The sequence below is a fragment of the Leptothoe sp. LEGE 181152 genome (genome assembly GCF_032906605.1).
Classification (GTDB): domain Bacteria; phylum Cyanobacteriota; class Cyanobacteriia; order Phormidesmidales; family Phormidesmidaceae; genus Leptothoe; species Leptothoe turfae.
Map to the genome: position 1 here is coordinate 33,560 of NZ_JASATU010000019.1, position 20,588 is coordinate 54,147.

Annotated in this window: 18 protein-coding genes; 8 read left to right on the top strand and 10 right to left on the bottom strand. The window is 48.1% G+C overall.

Translation table 11 applies throughout. From position 1 onward, the window contains the following. Positions 1 to 464: 464 nt before the first annotated feature. Positions 465 to 1,793 (bottom strand): amidase, encoded by a 1,329-nt coding sequence (locus tag QGP82_RS12535; RefSeq protein ID WP_499059408.1) that lies wholly within the window; start codon positions 1,791 to 1,793, stop codon positions 465 to 467. Between the two features lie 371 nt (positions 1,794 to 2,164). Here QGP82_RS12535 and QGP82_RS12540 point away from each other — a divergent pair, with 371 nt between their 5' ends. The 5 genes from QGP82_RS12540 to QGP82_RS12560 all read left to right on the top strand — a co-directional run bounded on the left by QGP82_RS12540 (position 2,165) and on the right by QGP82_RS12560 (position 7,410). Continuing rightward, positions 2,165 to 3,727, top strand: coding sequence for an amidohydrolase family protein (locus QGP82_RS12540; RefSeq protein WP_163664452.1), 1,563 nt, complete (start codon positions 2,165 to 2,167; stop codon positions 3,725 to 3,727). Between the two features lie 84 nt (positions 3,728 to 3,811). After that, entirely contained in the window at positions 3,812 to 4,861 is a 1,050-nt protein-coding gene (locus QGP82_RS12545; protein WP_499059412.1) for an ABC transporter substrate-binding protein, read from the top strand. Positions 4,862 to 5,152: 291 nt separating this feature from the next. Beyond that, positions 5,153 to 6,022: an ABC transporter permease gene (locus tag QGP82_RS12550; protein WP_163664448.1), complete on the top strand. Its 870-nt coding sequence runs from the start codon at positions 5,153 to 5,155 to the stop codon at positions 6,020 to 6,022. A 77-nt stretch (positions 6,023 to 6,099) separates the two neighbouring features. After that, positions 6,100 to 6,906, top strand: coding sequence for an ABC transporter ATP-binding protein (locus tag QGP82_RS12555; protein ID WP_163699794.1), 807 nt, complete (start codon positions 6,100 to 6,102; stop codon positions 6,904 to 6,906). Between the two features lie 6 nt (positions 6,907 to 6,912). Next, positions 6,913 to 7,410 carry a TIGR03943 family putative permease subunit gene (locus QGP82_RS12560; RefSeq protein ID WP_163699792.1) on the top strand — a complete coding sequence of 166 codons (498 nt, stop codon included), beginning with the start codon at positions 6,913 to 6,915 and terminating at the stop codon, positions 7,408 to 7,410. Between the two features lie 4 nt (positions 7,411 to 7,414). Here the strand turns inward: QGP82_RS12560 and QGP82_RS12565 are convergent, their stop codons facing one another. After that, a complete protein-coding gene (locus QGP82_RS12565; RefSeq protein WP_163699790.1) occupies positions 7,415 to 7,759 on the bottom strand; it encodes a hypothetical protein in 345 nt (114 codons plus the stop codon). A 97-nt stretch (positions 7,760 to 7,856) separates the two neighbouring features. Here QGP82_RS12565 and QGP82_RS12570 point away from each other — a divergent pair, with 97 nt between their 5' ends. Continuing rightward, the gene (locus QGP82_RS12570) at positions 7,857 to 9,431 is read left to right on the top strand and encodes a carotenoid oxygenase family protein (RefSeq protein WP_163699788.1); all 1,575 of its coding nucleotides are present in this window, start codon (positions 7,857 to 7,859) and stop codon (positions 9,429 to 9,431) included. Positions 9,432 to 9,565: 134 nt separating this feature from the next. Here the strand turns inward: QGP82_RS12570 and QGP82_RS12575 are convergent, their stop codons facing one another. Further along, on the bottom strand, positions 9,566 to 10,183 hold the full coding sequence (locus QGP82_RS12575; RefSeq protein ID WP_163664438.1) for a gluconokinase, GntK/IdnK-type: 618 nt from the start codon (positions 10,181 to 10,183) through the stop codon (positions 9,566 to 9,568). Then, complete coding sequence (locus QGP82_RS12580) at positions 10,165 to 11,223, bottom strand: NAD(P)-dependent alcohol dehydrogenase (protein ID WP_499059416.1); 1,059 nt, start codon at positions 11,221 to 11,223, stop codon at positions 10,165 to 10,167. Before QGP82_RS12580 ends, QGP82_RS12575 begins: the two co-directional genes overlap by 19 nt. A 203-nt stretch (positions 11,224 to 11,426) precedes the next feature. Between QGP82_RS12580 and QGP82_RS12585 the strand changes: the two genes are divergently transcribed. Continuing rightward, positions 11,427 to 12,113, top strand: coding sequence for a TetR/AcrR family transcriptional regulator C-terminal domain-containing protein (locus QGP82_RS12585; protein WP_499059417.1), 687 nt, complete (start codon positions 11,427 to 11,429; stop codon positions 12,111 to 12,113). Positions 12,114 to 12,476: 363 nt separating this feature from the next. On the opposite strand, the gene cynS is transcribed toward QGP82_RS12585, so the two are convergent. From cynS to QGP82_RS12610, 5 genes are all read right to left on the bottom strand, one after another. After that, positions 12,477 to 12,920 (bottom strand): cyanase, encoded by a 444-nt coding sequence (cynS, locus tag QGP82_RS12590; protein ID WP_006519990.1) that lies wholly within the window; start codon positions 12,918 to 12,920, stop codon positions 12,477 to 12,479. A gap of 60 nt (positions 12,921 to 12,980) precedes the next feature. Further along, positions 12,981 to 13,880: an ABC transporter ATP-binding protein gene (locus tag QGP82_RS12595; protein ID WP_499059419.1), complete on the bottom strand. Its 900-nt coding sequence runs from the start codon at positions 13,878 to 13,880 to the stop codon at positions 12,981 to 12,983. Continuing rightward, positions 13,877 to 14,716: a nitrate ABC transporter permease gene (gene ntrB / locus QGP82_RS12600; RefSeq protein ID WP_250564935.1), complete on the bottom strand. Its 840-nt coding sequence runs from the start codon at positions 14,714 to 14,716 to the stop codon at positions 13,877 to 13,879. The genes QGP82_RS12595 and ntrB overlap by 4 nt, the downstream gene beginning before the upstream one ends. 36 nt (positions 14,717 to 14,752) lie before the next feature. Beyond that, positions 14,753 to 16,393, bottom strand: a complete 1,641-nt coding sequence (locus QGP82_RS12605; RefSeq protein ID WP_163664432.1) for a CmpA/NrtA family ABC transporter substrate-binding protein — start codon at positions 16,391 to 16,393, stop codon at positions 14,753 to 14,755. 249 nt (positions 16,394 to 16,642) lie between these two features. Then, positions 16,643 to 17,419, bottom strand: a complete 777-nt coding sequence (locus tag QGP82_RS12610; RefSeq protein ID WP_499059422.1) for a response regulator transcription factor — start codon at positions 17,417 to 17,419, stop codon at positions 16,643 to 16,645. A 222-nt stretch (positions 17,420 to 17,641) separates the two neighbouring features. On the opposite strand from QGP82_RS12610, the gene QGP82_RS12615 reads away from it, so the two are divergent. Further along, on the top strand, positions 17,642 to 18,907 hold the full coding sequence (locus QGP82_RS12615; RefSeq protein WP_499059424.1) for a PAS domain-containing sensor histidine kinase: 1,266 nt from the start codon (positions 17,642 to 17,644) through the stop codon (positions 18,905 to 18,907). On the opposite strand, the gene QGP82_RS12620 is transcribed toward QGP82_RS12615, so the two are convergent. Beyond that, positions 18,908 to 20,524 (bottom strand): CmpA/NrtA family ABC transporter substrate-binding protein, encoded by a 1,617-nt coding sequence (locus QGP82_RS12620; RefSeq protein WP_499059426.1) that lies wholly within the window; start codon positions 20,522 to 20,524, stop codon positions 18,908 to 18,910. Positions 20,525 to 20,588 lie beyond the last annotated feature (64 nt).

The window sequence follows — 20,588 nt, forward strand, 5'->3', positions numbered from 1 at the left end:
GATAAATTTAAGATTGTGAGCGGATTAAATCTAGGAATTGTTTAATCTTGCAAGAAAACGCTCATTTAGCACCTTGACTGATAATTTCCCATTTCAGGGATTTATGTAGCATCAACCATTGTATTCTCACAATCTTGATTGCTTTTAAGGCGAGTATTTTTATACAAAAAGTTATATAACCCCAGGCAAAAGCTAATTAGATACAATGCTGATCAAACGATTTTATAGTGATCCCTTATCCGGATCCAGCACTAAAGGCAACCCATTCTGGCGACGCTGTTGTTTAAGTTCAACAATCTGCCTAATTGCTAAATTTAGCTATACCCTGGAGAGAATTCAAACCCATAATGACTCTGACATTATTTTATACCTTCATCTGTCAGGAATGACACGGGAGGCAGCGTAATCTCTCCAAAAACAGGACTTAAAATCGCCCAACATTGATGGGCAATTTCTAGGAGTTTTTAATCATTATAGAGGGAGCCCACCAACTGACAGCCCAGTGGCAAACCATCCACCGTTTTTCCTAGAGGGATATTTAGAGCTGGCAACCCACATAGGGTCCACAGCCCACAAAATATGGGTGAACCTGTATTGGCCAGTCCCAAAGGTGCAGGTCCCAGAGTGACCGGACTTAACACGGCATCGTATTTGGCAAAGATAGGGCGTAATTGTTCACGATAGCGATAGCGCCATCGGCAAGCTTGCTGGGAAGTATCAGCAGAAATAGATTTTCCCCATTGCAACCAATCTCGTAACAAGGGAGAACACCGATCGGGAGCCTTGGATAAAAGAGCACCATGATTTTGGTACAAGCCATGGGCACATAGGGTTTGAACAATATTCCAATAGGGATCAACATTAGCAGGTAACGCCACCAAATCCACTCGAATATCAGCCTGTCTCAACACTGTAATAGCTTGCATTAATCGAGATTGAGCAATACGCTCTGTCTGTTGCCAGTGAGATGTTTTGATCAGGCCCAAGCGGATTGATTGAAAATCTTTTGTTGACCGAACTGATAGTGATGTTGCTTTAAAAGAAAAAGTCTGTTTAGTCGTCTGGCAATCTGGATCTCGACTATCTATACCTATTAATACAGTTAACAATCGGTGAATATCATTTAAGCAACGGGCAAAGACTCCTACATGATCGAGGACTGGAGCAACGGGCATCATGCCATAGCGAGAAATTAGCCCAAAACTCGGTTTGAATCCAAATATGCCACAGTAGGCAGCCGGATGTAAAATTGAGCCCATGGTTTGTGAGCCCATGGCAATTGGCACCATTCCATCTGCCACCGCTGCTGCCGAACCGCTGGAGCTACCACCAGGAGTATGGGCCAAATTGTGGGGATTGGCTGTCGGTCCTGCGGCGGCTGTGGCCAGCTCTGTGGTAACGGTTTTGCCCAATATAATTGCCCCCGCTGCCTTGAGTTTTGAGACAATTGCTGCATCATAACCCATATACCGATTACGATAAATTTCTGTTCCCCAGCCAGTGGGCATCTCTAATGTGGCAAAGATATCTTTTACCGCGATGGGGACGCCTAACAGTGGAAAAGTTTCCAGGATTTGGCTTCCCTCCTGTTGCAATTTCTGTTCCCACACAGTTGCCTGCTGTTGTGCATGGTCCATATCAAGATATGTCCATGCACGTACCTGAAATTCTCGTAACTCAATTCGCTGAAAACAAGCCTGTAATAATTCTGTAATGCTTAACTCCCCTGTTGCTAGTTTTTTAGCTATCGCTTGAACACTCAAACTATCTAAGGGTGATCGTGGGAGTATCATTTTTTGTCGTGCTGATTTGGGGGGTAAATTGATCGGTAGACCTCGCTAATCGTCTGAATTTGAAAGATAAAATCATCCCGAAGATCAGCAACACCCATTTTTAGTAATGTTTACAAAAAATCACTGAAATTCTCAGAGAAGCGTATTGTTTTATACGGTTCTTTCAAAAACAGTTCACTTATGATTTCTTTCATAGCTCGGTCTAAGCTTGGCGTGGTTTAGGCTTTACATTAAGGTGTTTTGGGCACTAGCGCAACATTCCCTGAAGCCCTTTCTAGAGCAGTATTAGCTTAGTTTTTTACAGTTAGCTGTAGCAGTTGGGGCCTTATTAGACTTCTCTTTCGAAGTTCGTTGTCTCAGCGAATTCTGCCATGCCATCCACTCTCATCCGGGGTAAATATATTATTTGCAAAGCTATCAGCCGCACAAAGGCTGAGATTATTGAAGATGGTGCTGTTTTTGTAGATGACGGTACCATTATAGACGTGGGGACGTATCAGGAACTATCCGCAAAATATGAACCTGATAAGATGCTGGGATCAGCTCACCATGTGGTGATGCCAGGTTTTGTTAATAGTCACCACCATGTGGGGTTAACTCCCTTTCAACTAGGGTCGCTGGACTATCCCCTAGAGCTTTGGTTTGCCAGTCGTCTGTCTGCCAGGCAAGTGGATTTTTATCTGGATACTCTCTACTCTGCTTTTGAAATGGTGGAGTCAGGGATTACAACGGTGCAACATATCCATGGCTGGTTGCCAGGACCTGCCACCCTGTGGCCAGAGATTACAGACAAGATACTCAAAGCCTATGAAGACATTGGTATGCGAGCATCCTACTGTTTTGGTGTGCGTACGCAGAACCATTTTGTTTATGAATCTAACGATGAATTTGTCGCTAAATTACCTCCCAGTATTGCGGCGGATATGGAGGCCCTGCTCAAGCCCCACGAAGTACCTTTGGAAGACTTTCTCTGGTTCTTTGAAACACTTTGGAAAAAGTGGGAAGGGGCTGCCGATGATCGCATTCGCCTACAGTTAGCGCCTGCCAATCTGCACTGGTGTGACGATGATGCCATTACTACCCAGACAGAGTATGCACATAAGTATGGTGTTGGCATGCACATGCACCTCCTGGAAACTCCCTATCAGATGGAGTATGCCCATCGTCGTACAGGTACATCCGCAGTGAAGCATCTTCACAAATTAGGTGTTTTAGGTCCCCATTTAACCCTGGGGCATGGTGTGTGGCTGACGGAAGAAGACATTGATCTCATTGCCGAAACAGGGACGATGATCTGCCACAATGCGAGTTCTAACCTCCGCCTACAAAGTGGTGTTGCTCCTCTTAATCATTATGCTCAGAAGGGAGTTAGAGTGGGCATGGGTTTGGATGAGGCAGGCATCAATGATGACCGCGATATGCTCCAGGAAATGCGGCTGGTTCTCAAGTTGCATCGAGTCCCCGGTATGGATTCTCTGGTGCCCGCAGCATCCCAGGTATTTCAAATGGCGACAGAAAATGGCGCTCATACTACGCGCTTTGCCAATGAAGTAGGTGTATTAGAGCCCGGTAAAGCTGCAGACTTGGTGGTGATGGATTGGGAGCATCTGGCCTATCCCTATCTCGATGACACCATTCCTGTTCTGGAAGCTGTTATTCACCGGAGTCGCCCCCATGGTATTGATGCTGTCATGGTGGCAGGTGAGGTAATTCTAGAGAATGGCACGTTTACCCATGTGGACAAGGATGCGTTGCTGGATGAGTTGGCCGAAATGCTCAAGGCTCCCCTCACACCGGATGAATTACGCCGTCGAGAGCTTGCTAAAGACGTCTTTCCCTATGTGAAAAAGGTCTATGACGGCTGGTTTAGACCAGAGGCTTATAAGTCGTTTTACTGCACCAGTTGTCAGAGCTATCACCCATCGTTAGGGTGAAGCTTTATTCTAAAGTTCTTGTTCTTGCTTCAGTCCATTGGCTTCGTTATCTGATGAATACATTAAACTAAGGAGACTTTTATCATGTTTCATTCCCGTACTAACCGTCGTCGTTTTCTGGGTATGAGTCTGGGGGCAGCGATGACGCCTGCTTTGTTATCTTTCCTCAGTAGTTGCGCACCGGGTAAAAAGCCTGTAGGCTCAGGCGGTTGGGATGGTCGTGAGATTAAGTTTGCCCATGGGGCGGGGTTATGTAATATGCCTCTGTTTTACTCTGCTGAGAAACAACTCTTTGCCAAGTATGGGTTTAAGGGAACAGCGGCTCTGACGCCGATGCCTGCTGATGTGGCGGTGCAGTTGGCCACGGGCCAGGTGGAAATGGCGGTGATTCCGTTTACTAATGCGATCGCAGCCTATACCCAGGGTGCATCTTTCCAAGTTGTTGCTGGCAGTGGTGTCGAAGGCTTAGTCATTGTCGCTAAGCCCGAAATCAAATCCTTTGCTGATCTGAAGGGTAAAAAAGTTGCCACCTTCCAGGCCGACACTCTGGATGTCATCGTCTATGACTATTTAAAGAAAGAAGGTATGACCTACGACGATGTGGAAATGGTGTACCTGGGTGACTCAACTGAACTGTTAAACGCTTATCTGGCGGGTCAGGTGGATGCTGTCAGCCACATTGAACCCTATGCCACCAAAGCTAAAACCCAGACCAACGGAAATATTCTGGGTAATGGTGTTGATATTTATGGCAGTGGCTATCCTGACTGTGTTCTCGCCGTTCGTAACGAAATCATTGAAAACGAACCCGAGATGGTGAAAGACGTTATTCGAGTCTTCTTTGAAGCTCAGTATGAGATTGAAAATAACTTTGAAGGGGCAGCTCAAGCCACCATCGATAAGTATTATAAGACCGACATGGAGAGCCTGTTGGCCTCTGCCCAGGCTCAGCCTCCCGGTGTGGATGTACGGGATAAGCGCAACTTTATGTATGAGCGTGCGGAAAGTATGAAGGAGTTGAATTACATTAATACGGATCTGGATGATAACTTTGTTAATTTCTCTTTGTTGGAAGATGTGATTGCTGAAAGCCCTGAACTTTGGGAGCGAGTGAAGGTGAAGGTGACTGTTTAAAGTTCACAGTCATGGTTCAGGATATTGACTGGATGCAAAACCGGCTGCGTGGGGTCCCTCCGAGTTCCCCACACCCCCTGGGCAGGGCCGGAACGCCGCCCTACAACCCAACGTACTGGGTTATTCCTAAGAGCATTAAGTTTAGAGTTATGGCGGGGTCGATTATATATGTTCTGGACCGGTTTCTGCAGAACGTCTGGAGTGTAAAACCTCAGTCATGAGGTTGTTGTTTAATGCTTCCTTAGTCATTAGCGTTATGTCTCCAACTCGACTATTCTATTCTTAGAAAATATGCAACTCAAATCTTCTATCAGGCTAGCCAAACCTCGCGTTTCTAAAACGCGCAGTCGCTGGTGGCAGACTGTAGCTACGTCAGCTATGTGGTGGTGTCTCTCGCTGGGTCTGTTTATTGGAATTTGGGAATTAGTAACCCTGCTTGGGTGGGTGAACACTTTGATTTTGCCCCCACCCCACGAGTTTATTGCTGAAATTGGCAATCAGGAACAGTTTCTTGCGCCCAGAATTGGTGTGGAGCGCACGGGTGGCAATTTTGTTTTACTTACCGCCATTGTGGCCACCCTCAAGCGGGTAGTGGCCGGTCTGGTGCTGGGCTTTATTGCCGCCATTGGGGTGGGTGGCCTGGCCTGTTACTTTAAGATTTTTGGTAAACTCACCCTACCAGTGATTACGCTGCTGGCTCCCATTGCTCCTATTGCCTGGATTCCCTTTGCCATTATGGCCTTTGGTATTGGGGATAATGCGGCCATTTTTGTGGTGTTTATTGGCATTTTCTTTTTGCTTACCCTGGCGACGGTTAATGCTATTAACAATGTCAATCAGCTGTATATCAATACGGCACGGGTTCTGGGTGCCAGCCGTCGTCAGGTGATGTTTAAGGTGATTTTACCGGCGGTGATTCCAGATCTGTTTTTTATCCTGCGGATTAACTTTTTTGCGGCCTGGATGGCGGTGTTGGCAGCTGAGATGGTGGGGGTGAATACCGGGCTAGGAGCCATTGTGATGGTAGGTCGGCAAATGTTTAATGCCAAGCTGATGTTTTTAGGCATGGCTGTGATTGGGGTGGTGGGCTACCTGTTGGATGTTGGATTTCGGCAGGTGCAGCAACGGGTGCTGTGGTGGAAAGGATCGGCGCAAATATAGTAGGGTGGGCCAATGCCCACCCATCCAGCGAGGTTGATTCAACGGAGTTGAGAAACGGTGTACATGAGGGTTTATGGATGGGTGAGATTGTTTGCGATCGCGTCAGTAAAATCTGGAATCCTGACAGCTCTGAAGCCAATTTAGCCATTGACGACATCAGTTTCTCCGTAGAACCGGGGGAATTTTTAGTGATTATTGGTCCCAGTGGTTGCGGCAAAAGTACCCTGCTAAGCATGATTGCTGGTTTGGAAACACCCACATCGGGGACACTGCGATTTCGTGGTGAGGTCATCACAGAACCGTCTCCCCATCGTTCTATGATCTTCCAGCAGGCGTCTCTATTTCCCTGGCTGTCGGTGATTGATAACGTTGCTTTTGGGTTAAATCTACAGGGCTTAGGAAAACGGGAACGCCACCAGCGAGCCAAGGAGTATTTACAACAGGTGGGGCTGTTAAAAGCGGCAAACCGCTATCCCCATCAGCTCTCGGGGGGGATGCAACAGCGGGCCTGCATTGCCCGAGCTCTCTGTCTTGGCACCGATGTGTTGCTAATGGATGAGCCCTTTGCTGCCCTGGATGTCCAAACCCGTCATCAAATGCAAAAGTTCTTGCTAGATATTTGGCAAGGCACTGGTAAGACCGTTATTTTTGTTACCCACCACATTGATGAAGCCGTTTACTTGGCGGATCGGGTGTTGATTTTAACCGCCAACCCAGGCCGCACTTTGGCCATGGTGCCAGTAGAGATGTCCCGTCCCCGCGACATGATGAGCAAAGGGTTTGAGTATCATCGCAATCTGTTTGTGGATCATCTGCGTTCTGAGGTGGTCAAAGCCTTTGAAGAGCAAGAACTGGCAGAGATGTTGGATACTCGCATTAAATAAATAGCTATGGTTACTCGATTTCCCCTATTGAAAAACCTGGCCCAGTGGGTCACTGGAACCCAGGCGAAGACCGCCGAAGCAGACGAAAACAAAGCCGCCATCGACATCTGGTCCTATGCCGAGCCTGCTGGGGAAGAACCCGATCCCCTCAAACGTAATGTCTTGCAATGGCGACGCTTGATTACGTCCGTGAGAGAACCGTTAGATATTTTTCCAGGACAGCCCGTTGACATCGTTGGCTTTGTTCATCGTCAGTTTCCAGGGGCTCCTAACCAATTTGTCCTGGCTCGCCGTATCATTCGCTGTTGCCTGGCGGATACGGTGCCCCTGGGGTTAGCGATCCACATCGATACCGCTGATGACTTTGAAAATGATACCTGGCTACAGGTACAGGGAGTCTTTGGCACAGTGGATGTGCGTAATCGCCCCACGCTAGTGGTGATTCCTAAGCAAATTCAATCGATTCCTGAACCTAAGAAAGCCTACATTAACGGTGTTTTTTGATAAATTATTTGATCCTAATTCCTGACTCAATTGTTGTTACCTGGCGGCTATCTTCCAGTCTTTGCAAGATTTCTGTAATGCCTGCAATCCCAGTCCAAAAGGTATACATGCCCGCTTTAACTGGGTTTTCCTTTAAGCGATGGGCCAAAATACCCGCAGCTATACCTTCTAAAATATGAAACAACAATGCGGCTGCACCAATCCAAAAAACTCTCTCTAATAATGTATGTTCTGCAATCATGCCGCTCAGCTTGGTTGCCACGAGTCCCAATGCTCCAGCGATTAATGTGCAGGAGACCCCTTTGATCACCTTGAGCACCAGAGGATGGGTGGGCAATAACGGTAGCATAGAGATATTTCCTTAGCGGTCATGGTATCTACACTCCTACGGTAGCGCTATATTTTATTCTGGTACATAAGCAATCGGTGGATGCACACTTTCAAATATGATTACAGACCAGGGACCTGTTAATGCTGACCAGATTGTTTGGGGTAAACGTGATGATCGTCTAAGGCAGGCGCAAAAGGCGGCATGGTTTGGTGCATTTCGGTCCCAGCGAGCAGAATTTTCCTACGAAATCACCGAAATTGAAGGTTTGTTACCGGAGGCATTGTTAAACTCCACCTGGTTTCACAATGGTCCCAGTGGGTTTGAGCGGGGTAACCAACGAGTCAATCATTTTTTAGATGGCGATGGTTATCTCTGTCGGATCGCCTTTCGTGATGATGGGCGGGTGTTTTTTGATTCCAGGTTTGTGCAAACGGCGGAGTTTGTACAGGAAGAACAGGCTGATCGCTTTTTGTTTCGCTCCACCTTTGGGACTCGCAAACCTCAAGACAATCTGTTGGAGCTTTATCTGAAAAACCCGGCCAATGTAAACGCAGTGGCTTGGGGCGACAGACTGCTAGCGATGTACGAGGCTGGACTACCGTATCAGGTGAATCCCCATACGCTGGACACCATCGGCTCCCAAAATGTCCAGGGGCAGTTGGTTTCTCAGTCATTACCAAAATCCCGTTGGCAAACTTTACAACGCTTTGCTCAGGGACAGTGGGCAACGACGGCCCATCCCCATGGTGATCCGGTGCGCGATCGCATTATCCTATGGCACTGGGCCGCCCAGCTCAAGGGCCTCACCATTGCCATTGTGGAATATGACCGACAATGGCAAGAATGCACCCGCTCCCAGTTTCAGATACCTGGGGCCATGGTGAATCCCCATGATTTTGCCCTCACACCCACATACTATGTCTTTGTTGAAAACCGCCTTACCTTTAACCCGTTACCCTTTATCCTGGGTCGTCAGTCCCCGGCGGATTGTTTGCAACTACAAACAAATCAGCCAACGCGGATACATTTAGTGCCCCGTCCCGATGGTCCGATGGCAGGGCAGCCAGTACAAATCGTTGAGACCAGCCCCTGGTTTTCAATTCACCAGGCCTGTGCCTATGATCAGCCAGATGGATCTGTGGTGGTTTATAGTGCCGGTTGGCCAGAGGCCGGGCTGGAACAGGGATTTTTGAGTAGCTGGCAGGGGTATGCGCCGGACTTTGATGTCATTGCTCCCACCTATCTTTGGCAAACAACCATTCAGCCCCAGCAAGGCACCGTCAATCACCAGGTTGTTCTTGAGAACTATTGCATTGAGTACCCCTGTTGCCACCCTCAGTATGAAACCCAGGCTGTGCGCTATCTTTACATGACCTATAGCAACCGTGTGGGGGAGTCGTCTCCCCCCGTTGGTTATCTCAAGGTGGATCTGCATACCCAAAAGTCTCAAATCTGGATGGAAGATGGTCTCAGTTTTACCGATGAACCGGTGTTTGTCCCTGCCGGTGGGGACGAGGAGGATGGATGGTTGGTTGGCATGGTTTACGACCATGCCAAGGAGCGTTCATCGTTGGTGATCCTCAATGCAAAAGATTTAGCAGCCGGTCCAGTGTGTCGGTTGTGGTTAAATCATCGACTGGTGCCAGGTCTGCATGGGTCATGGGTACCCAACTATTACGGGCCACGGTAGGGGCACGGTCTTGTACCTGCCCCCTGTTCTGTATGAAATATTCTGTTGTTGGGTAGCGTAGGGTATCCTAGGGCGAGCACATGGCACCGTATGCGATCAGGTTAAAACTCACCGTTGCGATCGCCCTTGAGATGTTAGAAATCATCGCCATAAATGTCTGAATACATGACAGCGTCACCCACATCAGAATTAGTTGAGTCGTCTCCCCCAGCTCTCTTCCACCAAGGCTTTTCTAAATCTGGAAACAACCACGTGGCCTGGTTCAACAATTCGTCAACAATCCTGGCAGGCAACAAACGGCCATCGACCGTAATTACAGTCTCGTCTGGAGCAATGGGTTCAAAGGTCGCGAACTGACTCGCCAACATGTCAGGCTTCATATAGTGATTTGACCGCCTGAGTAGTCGCCGCTCTAGCTCTGCCTTGGGCACATCAAGCCACACTAGCTGAACGCGATCTAAAGCGGAAAGTTGTTCTCTGTAGGCGACCTTTAACGCAGAACAGGTGATGACGGTCTCGCGGTTTTTGGCAATTGCCCGGTGCATATCCCCTTGAATTTCTAACAACCACTGCTGACGATCTCCATCGTCGAGAGGCTGCTGCGAAGACATTTTATGAATATTGGATAACGGGTGCCGCCGATCCCCTTCTAAAAAGTCGCTTTCTAGACGCTCAGCCAGCATCCGCCCCACTAGCGTTTTACCCGAACCAGCAACACCCATAATTATCCAGACTAGCGGGCAGTCGTGCATGGGCTCTCTTCCCCGATGTTAATGACAACTTTTCCTTGCACCTGACGCTGTTCAACGTGACGCATGGCGGCAGGTACCTCATCCAGGCCAAAGGTACGATCAATAAAAGGCATAATCTTGCCAGCAACCATCAGCTCTCCCACAGTGACCAGATCATCATGATTGGGTTTCATCTCCAGACATTTCACATTGCACCCCCTGCGCTTTGCTAACCAAGGCCCCAGCAGCATTGCCTGAAAGAATGATCCGGTGGCACCCCCGATCATGACATAGGTGCCGCCCGGTTTTAAGGCAGGTAAAAAGTCAGATACCGAGCGATAGGCGGCAGCATCAAGAATGAGATCGTACTGAGACTCTGCTTGGGTGCAGTCGGTTTTGGTATAGTCGATGACGTGATCGGCACCTTGCGATCGCACCATCTCCACCTTGCTTGTACTACACACTCCCGTTACTTCAGTGCCAAATGCCTTAGCAATCTGCACCGCAAACGACCCCACCCCCCCAGACGCACCATTGATTAAAACCTTCTGCCCTGGTTGAATCTGCCCACAATCGCGCAGGGCTTGAAGCGCAGCCATGGCTGCAGCTGGCATGGCGGCAGCGACGGCAAAAGGTATGGTGGAGGGTTTTAGCACCAAGGCATCCTGTGGCACACAGAGATACTCAGCAAAGGCACCAAACCCATATTCGGACACATCTCCAAACACCTGATCCCCTGGTTTAAACTGCGTCACTTCGTTACCAACGGCTTCTACAGATCCTGCCACATCTGCCCCAAGGGTTTTAATGTTGGGCTTCAAAATTCCGCCAAACATTAACCGGATCAGCAATGGCGTGCCACGCATCAAATGCCAGTCCCCTGCATTGACAGATGATGCATAAACACGGACCAACACCTGATTATCCTGTGGAACTGGCTTGTCCACATTCTCCAGTCGCAGGACATCGGTCGAACCATATTCGTCTTGGACAATGGCCTTCATTTTGTCACTTTCCAACGTGTTTCCTTGAACGGAGGCAGAGGTCTTTAGCGTTTGCATAATGGGTCTCTCCCATGCGAAGAGTCGTTTTGCAGATGAGCGCAGCGCAGGCTGCATAGCCAATATCAGCACTAAGTGTCTCAAATCCTCAACTTACACTGTAAGTTTAACTTACGCTGTAAGTATGTCAAGATGTGCATCGAGCCAAATGTTTAAAAACAGCTGAATGGTGAAGGGTTAGAGCTGATCTAAAGAAAAGCTAAATGGGCAAAAAGACGAATGCCACAGGTACATCCCCATCGTTTCCGTTAAACCGCGAACGGATATTAGCAGCGGCCATGCAATTGGCCGATGACCATGGCATTGATGCGCTTTCGATGCGAAAGCTTGCCCAGCAGCTGGGGGTGAAGGCTATGTCGCTCTATAACCATGTGGCCAATAAGGATGACTTGATAGACGGCATGGTGGATATTGTTGCCAGTGAGATAGAGGTGCCTGATGTGGCAGTGGACTGGAAAACAGCGATGCGCAGTCGGGCGATATCAGCCCATAGGGTCTTGTTACGTCACCCTTGGGCAACCATGGCTATAGTGTCACGGGCCAATGTGGGGCCAGCAATGTTGCGCTATGTGGATGCCACCCTGGGCTGCCTGGTGGAAGCGGGCTTTTCATTTGAAATGGCGGATCATGTGTGGAATGCCATCGATAGCCATATTTATGGTTTTACCCTACAGAAGTTGAATTTTCCCTTTGAAGAAGCAGAGTATGTAGAGGCAGCGCAGCAGCATGTTGCCATGCTCCCAGTGGACACCTATCCTTACTTGAACAAGCTCACGCACTATGTCATGGATGGTCGGTATAACGGCATTCATGACTTTGAGTTTGGTCTAGAGTTGTTGCTTAATAGCCTCGATAGTTTTCGTAAAACCTCTGACAACAGTTTAGTTTAGGAACACGTTACTGCTGAATTTAGAGAAAGCTTAACAACACACTGAATGCAGATTTGCTGTTAGTAGTACTAAATTAGTACTACTAAAAAAGTGGCGCTTCTGGTCCAGGTAGAAGCGCCACTATGCTTGGGTAAGAGTCAGCCCCAGAAAGAAAGCAAAATGAGAGTAGAGGGGATAGAAATATTTACTCTGGTAACAACACTAGCCCATCACAACAGATGATCAAAATGATAATCAGATCCCTTCCCCGTAGGCAAAGCCATGAAAGACTCCAGCTAAGGCTGCTAACACAACAACTCTTGCTGAATATGCATGCGTTAGGGGCGCGCAGCTAGCTGTATACCCCTAACATTTATGTTTGTCTTACCACTTCTTGTAGGGCAAGAATTTGCCACACATGATCACCTTCACCCGATCGCCCTTGGGATCTTCTTCCTTCTCCACATCAATGGAGAAATCAATCGCACTCATGATGCCATCACCAAACTTCTCATGGACCACTGCCTTAACCGGCATGCCATAAACCTGCATAATTTCATAGAAGCGATAAATCAGCGGATCAGTCGGTACCAGAGGATCTAACCCACCTTTTACAGGACACTCAGTGAGATACTCAACATATTCTGCTCCCATGCCCAAAGCCTCAACAATTTTGGTGGCTTCTTCTTCTGAAGCACTAGCCTGACGATAAAGTACTGATGCAATCCAGACTTCGTCATAGCCTAGCTTGGCTTCTAAATCAGCAAATGATACCCCTTTGGCTTTCTTTGCTGCGAGAAACTTGGCAGAGATTTCAGAAATAGCCATCGCAAAAATCACCTCTTGATTGCAAAACTTAAACAGGAATAACGCTTAACGCAGCTCTAATTATTTAACCCGGATACGAGACTCTTCAACAGCACGGGTTTCACGGAACAGATGGTGTTCCATTTCGGCCTTAAGATCGTGGTAGGCCGGATGCTGATCGATGGTTTCTCGATCGCGAGGTCGGGGGAATGGGACTTCGAGGATCTCGTCAATGCGAGCAGCTGGCCCCCGAGTCATCATCACAATGCGATCCGACAGCAGTAAGGCTTCCTCAATACTGTGGGTGATCATGATGACTGTCTTCCGGTGTTGTTCCCAAATGCGCTCAACTTCACTCTGTAGGAAGCCACGAGTTAAGGCATCCAAGGCTCCAAAGGGCTCATCCATCAGTAAAATCTGAGGATTAATAGCCAAAGCACGAGCAATGCCGACCCTTTGCCGCATCCCTCCTGAAAGTTCATGGGGATGCTTTTTCTCCGCCCCTTCCAGCCCCACTAACTGGATCTGCTCTTTAATGGTGCGAGTCCTTTGCTTGGGTGACAGCTTGGGAAAAACGGTTTCAACCGCAAACCGAATATTCTCTTCAACGGTCATCCAGGGCATCAGGGCATAGTTCTGAAAAACCATGCCTCGATCAGGACCAGGCCCTTGAATGGGGTGACCATTCAGCAATATTTCACCCCCAGTAACGGGGGATAGCCCGGCCACCATATTGAGCAATGTCGACTTACCACAGCCCGAAGGACCAATGATAGAGACAAATGTATTAGGTTCTATGTCTAAACTGATGTCTTCAATGGCGACAAAATCTCGGGTTGTCTTACCTGACAACCTACTGAAGATATCCCGTTTGCCTGCAAACACCTTGGTAACATTCCGAATGGAAAGCTGGGCCGAAGGAAATTCAGGTTCAGGAGATACGGCACCATTATTGGAATAATTGACGGAAGCAATGCTCATGCTTTACGCCCAAACGCAACAAATTTTTCTAGGGCACCAAACATACTGTCTAAGATGAGCCCAACCAGACCGATGATGAAAATCGCAACTAGAATATTCGGAATATAGAGATTATTCCATTCATTCCATATAAAGTAGCCTAACCCGGTCCCTAAAAGCATTTCAGCCGCCACAATCACCAACCAGGCGATGCCCATGCTGATCCGTAAACCGGAGACAATATTGGGTAGAGCAGCTGGAATAATCACCTTAAAGATGGTCCGCAACCTTGATGCTCCCAATGTTTTGGAGACATCTAGATACTCTGGACTTACATTGGCGACACCAAAGGCTGTATTAATCAGCGTTGGCCAGATACTGGAGATCAAAATGATAAAGACGCCCGTTTTTTCGGAATCTCGAAATATGTAGAGCCCTAAAGGTAACCAGGCTAGCGGCGAGACTGGTTTTAGGAGCTGTACATAAGGGTTAAAGGCTTTGTAGGCAATGGGTGAAATGCCAATGAGAATGCCCAGGGGAACTGCGATCGCAGAGGCTAAAATGTAACCAATTGCCACACGTCGCAAACTAATTAATAAATTCCACCCAATGCCTAAATCGTTGGGGCCATTATCAAAAAAGGGATGAGTAGTCCACCACCATAGTTCTTGCAACGTTTTAGAAGCAGTGGGCATCCCTTTAGCAAACAACTTCAGGTTGGCACCAACTTCCCAAAACACTAAGAAAAGAATGAGCGAAATAACAAATAGTCCCAACGCCTTGACATTCTCATTAAGCCATGGGGACCTACTGTCAACGCCATTAACTTTATTTAAAGCTGGCTTACTTAAGGCCATGTAATCTGCACCTCCTTCAAGATCTGACCGCTGAACTTAAACACCATTTTTATCAATTTGCTCTTTGACATAAGCTGCTGGATCAGCAGGGTCAAAGGTATCGAATTCAAGGGTCTCAGTGCGGTAAATATCTTCCGGTGGGTTAAGCCCCACCTCCTGAGCTAACTCTCTAGCTAAGTCAGTTAAGAAAATATCTTTCCCGATCTGATTATAGGTTTCGCTGGTAATAACCTGATTAGCTTTACCATCCCCTTGTAAATCCCAACGCACCAGTTGCGAAGAAATCCAGTTGGCAAAACTCTGCCAGGGATATGGATCAAAGTCAATTCGATCCGGCACACTCAGGGTGTTACCTTGACCATCCTCAAAGTTACCAGTCAGCACAGCCTCAACCACCTCAACTGGCTGATTAAGAAATGCTCTCTCGGAGATTGCCTTAGCAATTTCAGGACGATTCGCCGGATCACGAGCATAGCCAGCCGCTTCAATGATGGACTTATTCAGCGCTCTAAAGGTATTGGGATTGGCATCAATCCACTGATCGCTAGCGGCAAACGCACAGCAGGGATGACCTGGCCATAGGTCTTTAGTCAGCTTAAAGATAAACCCAGCCCCTTCAAAGACGGCACGCTGATTAAAGGGATCGGGCATTAAGTAAGCGTCAATATCTCCAGCAATCAACTGGGCAATGCTATCCGGTGGCGGCACGGGGCGAATCTTAACATCCACATCGGGGTCGATACCCCCAGTTGCTAAATAGTAGCGCAGCAACAGATTATGCATGGAATAGGGGAACGGGACGCCGATGGTAAAGCCCTTAAAGTCCGCTGGACCGTTGATCTGTCCCTTATAGCGTTCGGCAACTGTAATGGCCTGTCCATTGATATTTTCAATGCTAGCGAGTTTGACACCAAAGGATGCAGACCCTAGGCCCAGGGTCATGGCAATTGGCATCGGTGCAAGCATATGATAAGCGTCCAATTCTCCAGCAATGGCAGAGTCTCGTACGGCCCCCCAACTGGGCATCTTGACAACCTCGGCATTAAACCCATACTTGGCGTAGAAGCCCAAAGGCTCGGACATAATAATGGGTGTAGCACAGGTAATGGGAATAAAACCAATCTTGAGATCCGTTTTCTCCAGGTTGGAGACATCTACCGGAGCGGCGGCATCTTCTTCTTCTGCCGCTTGCTGGGAATTAGGGCCACAGTTGCTGAGGGTCACTAGTGCCGCACCAATGGCTAAGTTCTTAAGAAACTCTCGACGGGTAAATCGGCTGTTGCGAATGGCATCGGTAAAGAACAGTCCGGCTTGGGGGCCAAAGGCCGCTGCAAACGCATTTTCAATCCCGCCCGCTTGTCTTGCCAGGGCCAGCACCAATTTTTCACGCTTTGGATCACCTTTGCCCGCTGCTTTGAGCAACAGAGTCTTGCGGAGCTCGTAGGCGTTGACATTATCGGCAGCTCGCAGCTGCTGATCCTTATACAGCCCCATCTTCATCAGGTCATCCACCATCTCCACTGGGTCCTGGGGCATGGTTTGTAAGAATTCCCAATGGGAATGGGTCAGATGAGCTCCACCACAGATGACGCAGGCCGTCTGAAAATCGGTGAGATTGCCGCGATCGCAATTTAGATTGTTCCACCCTTGATCAGTTTGTGCGGAGGTTAAAACCATAGGATTACTCACCTTAACTAGCGTTGACTGAGACTATTGGTTATCCACGTAAGTTAAACGGCGTCCAAGGGAAAATGGATAATGTCCTTTGCAATAGAACTCCACACTTGGACACGAACTAAGTTTATATGCGGGATTTGATAGTAAAATTTATACCAATCACTTCTAGGGATTACATTGGATTATTTTTTGCAAAACTAGGACTTTTTAAGTCTGTTGGCTGTTTATAGCGTTGTTTTGTTGCGATTGTTACGAATTGGGACCACTCCGCCAAACCTGTGGCGTCACGCCATGGAGCTTGCGAAATTGTCGAGTGAAATAGCCAGCATCGGTGTAGCCGATAGAGTTGGCTATTTGTTTAATGGACTCAGCCGTATTGGACAATAATTGTCGAGCTTGAGCCATGCGCCGGGCAATAATCCAAGCTTTTACCGTTCGACCTGTATGGCTTTGGGATAGATTCGTTAAATAAGCAGGAGAGTAGCCCACAGCCTGAGCTACATCGGTTAAGTTAATGGGTTTTTGATAATGAGCTTCGATAAATTCGAAAACAGCGTTCAGTCGCGGACATTCAGGAAAGATTGTTTCAGCAGTAGCCTGATCCTGACCCTGGGCATCCATAAAAGATGTTGCTTGTAACCCGCGTTTAAGTTCATCTTGACGCTTTAGGCGGGATGCGATCGCATCCAAAAAAGTCTCTACCGTACAGGGTTTTGTCAAATAGTCATCTGCCCCCAAGGTCATACCCTGTCGGAGGTCTGCCATTGTTACCTTGGCCGTTAAAAAGATCAATGGAATTGCAGCTGTCACCGCGTTCCCTCTAAGGGAGGTCAATACCTCATAGCCATTCATGTCTGGCATCATAATGTCGCAAACCACCAGATCAGGACGATGTTTTGTCGCTAGTCTAACGCCAGTAGACCCATTTTCTGCGCCAATGCCTTTGAACTTTTCAAATTTCAAACAGCGGAGAAAAATTTCTCTTGTTTGGGCCTCATCTTCAATGACCAGAATCGTTTTCACCATGGCCCCTACCATCTAAGATGGAAATTAAGATAATACTCTTGCCGTTGCTGACCTCCAGGAAAAACAAATCTAACCCGTTCTAACCAATCATTTTAGACCGATGGCTCCAATAAATCAGCAAGGGCCTACCCTCTGCTGAGGGTATTTTGTATGCTTAACTAACAGGTTTAAGGGTTTTAGGAACCAGTCGTGGTGTAGTGCACTACAGTCTTGAACAGCTTTATGGAACCACGTGATGCCGCTAGCCTTTCAGAACATGACGAACTTGAAGCTCTACGTCGTCAACATCAGCTAATTCTCAACGCCGTGGGCGAGGGGGTCTATGGGTTAGACCTGCAGGGCAATGTTACCTTTGTGAATCCAGCCGCCGCTGCCATGATCGATTGGGAGATGGAGGATTTGATCGGTCAGTCGATGCATCGAGTTCTCCATCATTCCCATGCTGATGGCAGTCCCTATCCCAGAGAATGTTGTCCGATCTATGAAGTTTTCCAACAAGGGCATGTGCAAAGGGTTACCGATGAAGTCTTTTGGCGCAAGGATGGCACCTGTTTCCCGGTGGAATACATTAGTACGCCCATGCGCGACGATCATGGCGAACTGATTGGGGCGGTGGTGACCTTTCGCGATATTAGCCAACGCAAGTGGGCTGAGACGGTCTTGCAACAGACCAACGAAGATTTAGAACTCAAAGTAAAAAAGCGGACAGCCGAGCTCTATGCGGCCAATGAGCGATTGCGGGAGTTGAGTGACCTCAAGTCCAGATTTGTCTCCATGGTGTGCCATGAGTTTCGCAATCCAATGAATAATATTGCGCTGTCAGTGTCCTCTTTAAATCGGTATGACGAACAATTATCGCAGTCGCAGAAAAATCAATATCTTGTGACTATTAAAGAGAATATTGAGCGCATGACTCAGATGATCGACGATATTTTAGTGCTTGGTAAATTGGAAGCCAAGCGCTTATGCCTCAACCCTGAGCCCCTAAATCTCGTCGACTTTTGTCGCAATCTGCTGACAGAACTGCCCTCACAAACGGGGCAGCTGGAATTCACTGGCAGACACAAACCTTTGATCGCGAAACTAGATCAAACGCTTTTGCGTTCAATTTTGACCAATATTTTGTCTAATGCTGTTCGCTACACCCTGGATGGCAGATCTGTTTATTTGTCTCTATTCCGCCATAAGGAACAGGCAGTTTTTGTAGTCAAAGACAACGGTCTAGGAATTCCGCCGGAAGATTATCCCCATCTATTTGAACCGTTTCACCGAGGCAAGAATGTCAGTAACATTCCAGGTACTGGATTAGGCCTAAGTATTGTCAAACAGTTTGTTGATTTCCAACAGGGAGATATTCAGGTCAAAAGCCAGCTGGGCACAGGGACAACGTTTAAGGTGATTTTGCCATTGTCGTTGCCAGTTGTTGAGACCCACTCCGATCTCGGAGTCTATCCTAGACGAGACTCCGAGATCCGTCATCCGGGTTAATTAAACGCCAAACTTATCAACCTGCTCTTTCAAGTACTCATCGGCCTTATCTGGGTCAAAATCGCCAAACTTCATCTTTTCGATCCGGGAGATTTCCTCGGGTGAATCCACACCCAGTTCTAGGGCGAGTTCCCGGGCTAGATCCGTCAAGAAGAACTCTCGACCACCATCGGCAATCTTATCCGCCGACGTGTAATCCCAGCGTACGAGCTGTGTAGTAATCCAGCTGGCAAAACTCTTCCAAGGGTAGGGGTCAAAGTAAATCCGATCGGGAATGTCAAAGGTGTTGCCCTGACCATCTTCAAACTGACCGGTCATGACAGCTTCCAGCACTGGCAAGGGCTGATTCAGATATTCACGAGGGGCAATAGCCGCTGCAATTTCCTTACGGTTGGCTGGATTGTTGGCGTAGGTAGCCCCGTCAATAATGGCCTTGTTAAGGGCTCGGAATGTGTTGGGGTGTTCATCAATCCAATTCTGAGCAGCAACAAAGGCGCAGCAGGGATGCCCTTCCCACAGGTCTTTGGTTAAGATGTGAATAAAACCAATGTCATCCTGCACGACCCGCTGGGTAAAGTTGTCGGGCAGGATAAAGGCATCAATTTGACCGGTGGACATTTTTGCGATCGCATCCGGCGGGGGCAAAATCAACAGCTTCACATCGTTGTCTGGATCCAACCCGCCAGTGGCCAGGTAGTAACGTAACAGCAGGTTATGGTTGGAATAATCATAGGGAATGCCGATGGTCATGCCCTTAAAGTCGGCAGGACCGTTGACATTGCCCAGGTGTTTGTTGGCAACGGCAATACCCTGGCCGTTGTTGTTCTCAATGCTGGCTAGCTTAATTGAGAAAGGAGTGGACCCCAAGCCAAGGGACATGGCAATGGGCATGGGAGCCAGCATGTGGTAGGCGTCCAGTTCACCTGCGATCGCAGCATCCCTGACCACCGACCAGCTAGCATACTTCATCAGCTCCACATCGAGACCATGCTTCTCATAGAAGCCCAGCGGCTGCGACATAATAATCGGAGTCGCACAGGTGATCGGCAAAAACGCTAGCTTCAGACTCGTTTTCTCCAACGCGCCAGCAGGGGCACCAGCAACAGACCCTTGAGGATCATCAGCAACCTCCGCTGAATCGGCACAGTTGGCTAACGTGACCAAAGCTGCCCCCACAGCAATGTTCTGTAAAAACTTACGCCGAGTTACCTGACTGATGCGCTGAGCATCACTAAAAAACTCTCCAGCCTTAGGTCCAAAGGCTGCACCAAACGCCTGATCCAGACCGCCTGCCAGGTCAATTAAATCTCGAACCAGCCGCTCTCGCTTGGGGCTACCCTTGCCCACCTTACTCACAAACAGAGCCGTTCGTAGCTCCGCCTGACTAATAGCATCAGCAGTCTCAATGGCCTCCGGCTTATAAAACCGCATTTTAGCCAGATCATCGATCAGATCAGCCGGATTTTGGGGCATCTCCGACTCAGCCATCAAACGCCAGTGGTCCTGAGTAGAATGATAACTTCCACAAACAACGCAGCGGGTCGGCATGGTACTAGTCCCACCATATTGGCAAGAAAGACTATTCCACTGGCGGAACTGATCCGTGACCGATTTCATATTAATTTTTGGGTAGAACTAAAGCCTGATTATATCTATTAGAACGGTTAATCTATCTTATTTT

Bases quoted from the DNA above. Each gene is read 5' to 3' on its own strand.
- QGP82_RS12535 (WP_499059408.1), bottom strand. From the start codon at position 1,793: ATGATACTCCCACGATCACCCTTAGATAGTTTGAGTGTTCAAGCGATA.
- QGP82_RS12545 (WP_499059412.1), top strand. From the start codon at position 3,812: ATGTTTCATTCCCGTACTAACCGTCGTCGTTTTCTGGGTATGAGTCTG.
- QGP82_RS12575 (WP_163664438.1), bottom strand. From the start codon at position 10,183: ATGCACGACTGCCCGCTAGTCTGGATAATTATGGGTGTTGCTGGTTCG.
- QGP82_RS12595 (WP_499059419.1), bottom strand. From the start codon at position 13,880: ATGAGCATTGCTTCCGTCAATTATTCCAATAATGGTGCCGTATCTCCT.
- QGP82_RS12555 (WP_163699794.1), top strand. From the start codon at position 6,100: ATGGGTGAGATTGTTTGCGATCGCGTCAGTAAAATCTGGAATCCTGAC.
- QGP82_RS12560 (WP_163699792.1), top strand. From the start codon at position 6,913: ATGGTTACTCGATTTCCCCTATTGAAAAACCTGGCCCAGTGGGTCACT.
- QGP82_RS12570 (WP_163699788.1), top strand. From the start codon at position 7,857: ATGATTACAGACCAGGGACCTGTTAATGCTGACCAGATTGTTTGGGGT.
- QGP82_RS12610 (WP_499059422.1), bottom strand. From the start codon at position 17,419: ATGGTGAAAACGATTCTGGTCATTGAAGATGAGGCCCAAACAAGAGAA.
- QGP82_RS12615 (WP_499059424.1), top strand. From the start codon at position 17,642: ATGGAACCACGTGATGCCGCTAGCCTTTCAGAACATGACGAACTTGAA.
- QGP82_RS12540 (WP_163664452.1), top strand. From the start codon at position 2,165: ATGCCATCCACTCTCATCCGGGGTAAATATATTATTTGCAAAGCTATC.
- QGP82_RS12580 (WP_499059416.1), bottom strand. From the start codon at position 11,223: ATGCAAACGCTAAAGACCTCTGCCTCCGTTCAAGGAAACACGTTGGAA.
- cynS (WP_006519990.1), bottom strand. From the start codon at position 12,920: ATGGCTATTTCTGAAATCTCTGCCAAGTTTCTCGCAGCAAAGAAAGCC.
- ntrB (WP_250564935.1), bottom strand. From the start codon at position 14,716: ATGGCCTTAAGTAAGCCAGCTTTAAATAAAGTTAATGGCGTTGACAGT.
- QGP82_RS12585 (WP_499059417.1), top strand. From the start codon at position 11,427: ATGGGCAAAAAGACGAATGCCACAGGTACATCCCCATCGTTTCCGTTA.
- QGP82_RS12550 (WP_163664448.1), top strand. From the start codon at position 5,153: ATGCAACTCAAATCTTCTATCAGGCTAGCCAAACCTCGCGTTTCTAAA.
- QGP82_RS12565 (WP_163699790.1), bottom strand. From the start codon at position 7,759: ATGCTACCGTTATTGCCCACCCATCCTCTGGTGCTCAAGGTGATCAAA.
- QGP82_RS12605 (WP_163664432.1), bottom strand. From the start codon at position 16,393: ATGGTTTTAACCTCCGCACAAACTGATCAAGGGTGGAACAATCTAAAT.
- QGP82_RS12620 (WP_499059426.1), bottom strand. From the start codon at position 20,524: ATGAAATCGGTCACGGATCAGTTCCGCCAGTGGAATAGTCTTTCTTGC.